We start from the raw sequence: 6453 nt of genomic DNA on the forward strand, positions 1-6453 counted from the left end.
CAGACAGCGCTGCGCGGTCAAGCACGTGATCCGCGCCGAGTGAGGTGAGGTACTCCGACTGGGATTCCACGCGGCCGGTGACGGCGGTGACCTCGTAGCCGGAAGACTTGAGCAGCTGGACCGCGATGGAGCCCACGCCGCCGGTGGCACCGGTGACGAGGATATGGCCCTTCGTCGTGCCGTGCGTGCGCAGCTGGTTCACGCAGATAGCGGCGGTGTATCCGGCCGTGCCAATTGCGGCGGCATCGTGCGCGCTGAAACGCTGGGGTACAGGGATGGTGGCTTCACCGTTGACGCGCTGGCGGGTGGTGTAGCCGCCATGGCGGAACTCGCCCAGGCCATCGCCGCAGGAGACGACAAGCTGGCCAGGGCTCAAGCGTGAATCGGAAGTTTCCACCACGGTGCCCACCACATCGATGCCCGGGACGAGCGGATCGATGCGCATGACGCCCTTATCGCCCTCCAAGGCCATGGCGTCCTTGTAATTGAGGGAAGAAAACTGCACATCTACGACCGTGTCACCTTCCCCGAGCAGGGGCTGCTCCTGGAAAGAATGGGTTGCTCCGGAATCCGTGCGGGTGACAATGAGTGTGCTCATGGGCACTATCGTACAGAGGATGTGAAGCAGTGTTTTCTGGCTTATGCTTCAGCCGGTTTCCAGAGAACATCGTTAGGGTGAAGCGCATGTCTGGGATTAAAGCTCAACACCCGCGCAATAGGCTACGACCCGCGCCGGATCCATATCCGCACCTGCGTCGTGATTCCTTCTTGGTCGCGGCCCTGTCCCTGGTGGTCGTGGCGTTGGCCACGATAGGCAAGTCCTTTATGGATATCCCCGGCGTGGTGGACGGCTCCGCGCATGCGGTGCGAAGGGTCAACCTGCAGCTCTTTGGCGGTTTTGAGAACGCCTCCGTGTGGTACGGCGGGTGGACCGATCTCCTGGGGAATATTGCTCTCTTCATGCCGCTGGGCGCGGCGCTTTACGTGGCCGGGCGCAACCTTGCCAGTATTCGCTGGGGCCTGGGTGGGGCGATGCTCATCGGCCTCATGGTTAGCCTGTGCATAGAAAGCGCCCAGTACATCTTTGCCCTGGGCTTTAGCGACATTGATGATCTTCTGTACAACACCGTGGGCTCTGTCCTCGGCGCCGCACTCATGGCGCGCGTGGGGCGCGACGAGCAGGTGAAGATTCTGCGCCGCCTGGGATTCCTGCTTGCGCTGGCAGCGGTGGTGCTCCTCGCCATGGTGGCGTTGTAGCGCCTAGCGGGAAGAGCGAACGAGCTTGGCGACGTCCCCCGCCACCTGCCGTGCATAGGGTGACACACCAGTAATCGTGGCCGAGCCCGGACCAGTCCACGTGCCATAGCCCACGGGGAAGAATCCTTCCACCGTGGGCTTTCCTTCTGCCAACAGCCCGGGGAACGGGCGCAGCGCTGGGCGGAAGCCGGTGGCCCAGATAAGATCGCTGAAGCCCCGCTCGGTGAGTTCATCGAGGGAATCGAACATCGGGGTAGTGCCCAACAGCCCGCTATCCCGGGCCTTGAGGACGGGCGGGACCATGACGATATCTCCTAGCTCAGTTTCGGGGCCTGGGTCCGGTTCGCCGCGAAGCTTCGCCAGCATGCGCTGGCGGTTGCGGCTAAAGAGCACGCGCCCATCCACATCATCCGGCATCCAGCGCGGAGGGTGCGTGGTAAACCACGTGGTGTCCACACCGGCGAGGGCTAGCTCGGCAGCAATCTGGGCACCGGAGTTGCCGGCGCCGACAACGGCCACACGGCTGGTATGGCCGCTGCTGGTTCTGTCTAAGAAAGGATTCGGCCCCGGGTAGCTCGCCGTGTGCCACTGGCGCCCCTGAAACTCACCGCGGTAGAAGGGGATGAACGGCGCGGACCACGTGCCCGTCGCGGCCACAACTGTGAGGGCGGAAAACTCACCGTGAGAGGTAAACAGGCGGAAGCGGGGGTCGTCGTCAAGCACGCGCTCCACCGCAACCCCGTGCCGGACCGGAAGGTCATAGCGCTGCTCATAACGGGTGAGGTAGTCCACCACGTGGGACGCCGGCGGGAAACCCGGGTAAGAAGGCATGGGCCAGCCGGGCAGCGTGGAGGATTGGGCATCGCTAAAGAGCGTGAGTGAGTCCCACACGTGTTGCCAGGCCCCGCCCGGGGAGGAGTTGGCGTCGAGGATGAGGAAATCGAGCTTCTGACGGCGCAGGTAATAGCCGGTGGCCAGGCCGGATTGGCCGCCACCCACCACGATGCAATCGTACGTATGCATTTACTGGATGAGCTTTCGTTCGCGGGCAGCGGAGACGGCCGCCGTGCGGGTTTCCACGCCGAGCTTCTGATAGACGTGAATCAGGTGGGTCTTGACCGTGGCCTCGGAGATGAAGAGCTGCTGGGCAATCTGTTTGTTGGAGGCTCCCGTGGCTAGTGCTTGCAGGATCTCCAGCTCGCGGGGAGAAAGCGCGGTTTCCGGCTGGGCCAAGCGCTCCGCCAGGAGGTTGGTGACCTCAGGCGCCAAGGTGCGCTTTCCCGCAGCCGTGTCGAGCACCGCGGTGTGCAGCGTTTCCTCGGGAGCGTCCTTGAGCAGGTAACCCAGCGCGCCCGCCTCCACGGCGGCCAGAATGTCCGCCTGCGTGTCATAGGTGGTGAGGATGAGCACCGGTGGACCGTCGAGCTCGCGCACGCGCCGGGTGGCGGCGATGCCGTCGACGTCTGGCATCTGAATATCGCAGACGACCACATCGATATGGGGAGCATCAGCATCCGTCAGCTGCTCGACGGCCGAGCCGTCGGAGCCTTCCAACACCACCTCGATGTCGGGGAAGGCGTTAAGAATCGCGCGCAGCCCGGCGCGGACCACGGGGTGATCATCGATGAGCATCACGTTAACCATTGCGGCTGCTTCCTGTTGGGATTCGCACCGCGAGCGCGGTGCCGGCGGGTGAAGATTCTACCTGGACGCTGCCGCCGACGCTGCGAACACGCTGCTCCAGGCCGGTTAACCCGAAGCCGCGCGGCCCTTCGATGCCGCGGCCGTCATCGACGACATCCAAGGTGATCTCATCCTCGAAAGAGCCCAGAGTGACCACGGCGCGGTCGGCATCGGCATGTTTCATGACATTGGTGAGTCCTTCGCGCGCGGCGCGCAGGATGACGTGGGAAAACTCGGCGGGGACATCAGCGCTACCGGTGAGTTTGAGCCCGAAGCGGGTGCGCAGCCCGAGGCCCGTGGCTTGGGCTTGGAGCTCATCCACGAGGGTGCGCAGTTCCGCGTCGATGGAGGAGGCAGGGGCTGCGAGCTCTTTGACGAAGCGCCGGGCCTCGGCCAGGTTGTCCTGGGCCACCTTTTCAATGAGCGCGAGCTGCTCGGTCACGTCCTGTTGCGCGGACGTGTTCTTGGCGGCGCGGCTGAGCAGGACGATGGAGGAAAGACCCTGCGCTACGGTGTCGTGGATTTCGCGGGAGAGACGTTCCCGTTCCTCGAGGCGCCCGGCTTGGTGCTCGCTGGCCGCCAGCTCCTCCTGGGTCTCACGCAGCTGCTTGGCGACGGCCGCGTGGTGCGCCGCCTCCGCCTGAACCCGGCGGGCGGCATGGTAAACGGCTACGGCAAAGCAGGTTCCGATAAACGGACCGATGGCCGCGGCCGCAGTCCACCCCTGTGGGTGGAGCCACGCGGGGACGAAGGCGGCGACGGCCCACAGCACCACGCTGGCAACGATGCCTGGCCAGAAGGGAAGCGCATGGATAAAGACGAAGACCAGCGGGAACTCGAGCCACATGAAGTCTTGGGCATGCACCATGAGACCGACCCACAACAGGCATAGGGCGGCGAGCCACAACGTGGTGGGGATGGGGCGGGTGATGGTGCGGGAGCCGAAGACGACAAACCCCGTGTAGACCACTGCGAGTGCGATGGAGAGGCCGAAGACGCGGGCGTCGAGGCGCTCATCAGCCCAGGCGCGGAGTACGCCGAAGACGAGGAGAAAACCGAACATCGCGTGGAGTCCCACGGTCCACAGTTTGTTGCTCATCATCACGAGGCACAAGCCTATCGCCTAGGTGGGGGAGGGCGAATCAACCAACTGGTTGAGTGGAGGTTCAACTGGCTACTCGATTACTTTCGGCGCACGCACACGCAGGATAAATAGTATGTTCCTGGCATTGAGAGAGATAGTCACCGCCCGCGGTCGTTTCTTCCTGATCGGCGGCGTCGTGGCTCTCATTACGTTGTTGCTCGTTATGTTGTCCGGCCTGACCCAAGGCCTATCCAAACAAAATACGTCTGCCCTCGAGGCACTCGGGGAGCAGACTCCTTATGTGACCTTCTCGACGGAAGACCCGTCCTTCACCGAGTCGGAGATCTTCGCCGAGGACGTCCTCGCTTCTGGCATTCCGCTTGGTACTTCGCAGACCAAGCTGGAGGGCCACGGCGGCGTGGCAGTCTTCGGCCTGCCCGAAGGCACCCAGATCCCTGGCTCCAACACCGTGATTCCGGAGGAAGGCATGGTCTTGAGCCAATCCATCGATGAAGAGATGAACGCGCCTTCCCGGGGCACCCTTGGTGGTGTGGACCTCGATGTGCAGGCAGCGGTCGCGGATGAGTACTACTCCCACTCCCCGGTGGTGTGGGTTTCTACCGAAACCTGGCAGCAGGTCTCCCATTCTCCTGAGGACATGGTGGGCGTAGCCGTGCTGTCCCAGGAGCCGACCGACACCTCCGTGTCCATGGGCAAGGCCCTGTCCGGTCTTCCGGCTTATAGCTCGGAGCGCGGTTCCCTGCTGACCATGCAGGCCTTCCTCTACGGTATTTCCGCGCTGGTCACTATCGCTTTCCTGAGTATCTGGACCATCCAGCGCACCCGTGACCTGTCCATCCTGCGCGCCCTTGGCGCCAGCGTGAAGTACCTGCTCAAGGATGCCATCGCGCAGGCCGCCATCATCCTGGCGATCGGCGTTGGGGTAGGCGCGCTCGTCGGCTGGCTGCTGGGCCTTGCCACCCAAGGTGCCGTGCCCTTCGAGGTCTCCGCCATGACCGTCATTGTCCCAGCACTCGGCATCTGGTTGCTCGGCATCGCCGGTGCATTCCTAGCCACCCGCCGCGTTTCCAAAATCAACCCGCTCGACGCCCTAGGAGGCAACGCCTAATGACTACCACCGTTACTCCCGCCCTGTCCCTCCGCGACATCGTGGTGACCTACCCCGACGGCCAGTCCCGCACCACTGCACTCGACGGCGTGAGCCTGGACGTCAAGCCGGGGGAGCTCACCGCCGTGATCGGCGAGTCGGGCTCCGGCAAGTCTACGCTGCTCTCCGTAGCCGCCGGGCTCATCGAGCCGGACTCCGGCACCGTGGAGCGAACCGGCTCCCGCGGGCTCATCTTCCAGCAGGCCAACCTGCTGGCCGCCCTGACGGCGCGCGAACAGCTGCTCATCATTGACCACATGGAGGGCTGCAAGCCGCGCCAGGATCGTGCCGATGAGCTGCTCAGCTTCGTGGGCTTGGAGGGCTTTGGCAACCGCCGCATGAACCAGCTCTCTGGTGGTCAGCGCCAGCGCGTCAATATTGCGCGCGCGCTCATGGGACAGCCTTCCGTGCTGCTTGCTGATGAGCCCACCTCTGCCCTCGACTCCACCCTCTCCCGCGAGATTGCCAAGCTCCTGCGCGGTGTCACCGATGACTTCGGCACCGCCACGCTGTTCATCACGCATGACCGCAGCCTACTGGACTATGCCGACAACGTGGTCGAGGTCAAGGACGGAAAGCTCTCCGAATACTCCGAGCTAGCCGCGTAAAAACCCTCTCATCTCTCACGTGTTCATACAAAGGGGTAAATTAAAGCCCCGTTATGATACGACCCCGCAAGCCCCGAGTAAGCCCAACTGACTACCCGCGCATGCAGCAGTGGACCGCGCTGCACGCGCTCATGTTGAGCATCACTGTGGTGGCCTGCGGGGTCTTTATCGTCGCTGCTCGCAGAATCAAGGGAACCTCCCGCGAGACCTTTATCCGCCGGATGGTGGGCTGGGCCTTGCTGGTGGCGGGTACTGCGTGGACGGTCATCTCCCTAGACCCGAAGCAATTCGATATCCGGGAGTCTTTGCCTTTGCACCTGTGCGATGTGCTGCGTCCGATCTTGGCGCTGGGCCTGATCACCGGCAATGAGCATGCCCTGACCTTGACCTACTTCTGGGGCATCATCCTCAACCCGCAGGCCATTATCACCCCGGATGTCATCTACTACTTCTCACCGCGGTGGCTGCGGTTTGGCACCTACTGGTTCTTCCACATCGTGGCACTCGCCGTTTCGCTAGCACTGACCTTTGGCTTGGGCTACCGACCGACGTGGAAGGGCTATCGCTTCGCCGTGAAGGTCACGCCCGTGTGGATGGCCACCGCGATGGCGGTTAATGCCAAGACCGACGGCAACTACGGCTTCCTCAACCAC

General features: G+C 63.4%; 8 protein-coding genes. 4 read left to right on the top strand and 4 right to left on the bottom strand.

Annotated elements, in window-relative coordinates:
* On the bottom strand, nucleotides 1-598 hold a 598-nt coding region (locus RDN59_RS10865), incomplete at its 3' end, for an alcohol dehydrogenase catalytic domain-containing protein (protein ID WP_308607853.1).
* Nucleotides 599-684: 86 nt separating this feature from the next.
* Here RDN59_RS10865 and RDN59_RS10870 point away from each other — a divergent pair.
* Nucleotides 685-1257, top strand: coding sequence for a VanZ family protein (locus tag RDN59_RS10870; RefSeq protein WP_308607854.1), 573 nt, complete (start codon nucleotides 685-687; stop codon nucleotides 1255-1257).
* Between the two features lie 3 nt (nucleotides 1258-1260).
* Here the strand turns inward: RDN59_RS10870 and RDN59_RS10875 are convergent, their stop codons facing one another.
* The 3 genes from RDN59_RS10875 to RDN59_RS10885 are packed head-to-tail and all read right to left on the bottom strand — an operon-like array spanning nucleotide 1261 to nucleotide 4042.
* Nucleotides 1261-2280, bottom strand: a complete 1020-nt coding sequence (locus RDN59_RS10875) for an NAD(P)-binding domain-containing protein (RefSeq protein ID WP_308607855.1) — start codon at nucleotides 2278-2280, stop codon at nucleotides 1261-1263.
* A complete protein-coding gene (locus RDN59_RS10880) occupies nucleotides 2281-2901 on the bottom strand; it encodes a response regulator transcription factor (RefSeq protein ID WP_308607856.1) in 621 nt (206 codons plus the stop codon).
* Nucleotides 2894-4042, bottom strand: a complete 1149-nt coding sequence (locus RDN59_RS10885; protein ID WP_308607860.1) for a sensor histidine kinase — start codon at nucleotides 4040-4042, stop codon at nucleotides 2894-2896. The genes RDN59_RS10880 and RDN59_RS10885 overlap by 8 nt, the downstream gene beginning before the upstream one ends.
* A 115-nt stretch (nucleotides 4043-4157) precedes the next feature.
* Here RDN59_RS10885 and RDN59_RS10890 point away from each other — a divergent pair, with 115 nt between their 5' ends.
* The 3 genes from RDN59_RS10890 to RDN59_RS10900 form a co-directional block, all read left to right on the top strand.
* Entirely contained in the window at nucleotides 4158-5153 is a 996-nt protein-coding gene (locus tag RDN59_RS10890) for an ABC transporter permease (protein WP_308607857.1), read from the top strand.
* Nucleotides 5153-5800, top strand: a complete 648-nt coding sequence (locus RDN59_RS10895; RefSeq protein WP_308607858.1) for an ABC transporter ATP-binding protein — start codon at nucleotides 5153-5155, stop codon at nucleotides 5798-5800. Before RDN59_RS10890 ends, RDN59_RS10895 begins: the two co-directional genes overlap by 1 nt.
* A gap of 101 nt (nucleotides 5801-5901) precedes the next feature.
* Nucleotides 5902-6453, top strand: a 552-nt coding sequence (locus RDN59_RS10900; RefSeq protein ID WP_308607859.1) for a TIGR02206 family membrane protein, incomplete at its 3' end; no start/stop codon positions are given.

The sequence above is a fragment of the uncultured Corynebacterium sp. genome (assembly GCF_902489365.1).
Taxonomy (GTDB): domain Bacteria; phylum Actinomycetota; class Actinomycetes; order Mycobacteriales; family Mycobacteriaceae; genus Corynebacterium.

Bases quoted from the DNA above. Each gene is read 5' to 3' on its own strand.
- RDN59_RS10895 (WP_308607858.1), top strand. From the start codon at position 5,153: ATGACTACCACCGTTACTCCCGCCCTGTCCCTCCGCGACATCGTGGTG.
- RDN59_RS10890 (WP_308607857.1), top strand. From the start codon at position 4,158: ATGTTCCTGGCATTGAGAGAGATAGTCACCGCCCGCGGTCGTTTCTTC.
- RDN59_RS10870 (WP_308607854.1), top strand. From the start codon at position 685: ATGTCTGGGATTAAAGCTCAACACCCGCGCAATAGGCTACGACCCGCG.
- RDN59_RS10875 (WP_308607855.1), bottom strand. From the start codon at position 2,280: ATGCATACGTACGATTGCATCGTGGTGGGTGGCGGCCAATCCGGCCTG.
- RDN59_RS10880 (WP_308607856.1), bottom strand. From the start codon at position 2,901: ATGGTTAACGTGATGCTCATCGATGATCACCCCGTGGTCCGCGCCGGG.
- RDN59_RS10885 (WP_308607860.1), bottom strand. From the start codon at position 4,042: ATGATGAGCAACAAACTGTGGACCGTGGGACTCCACGCGATGTTCGGT.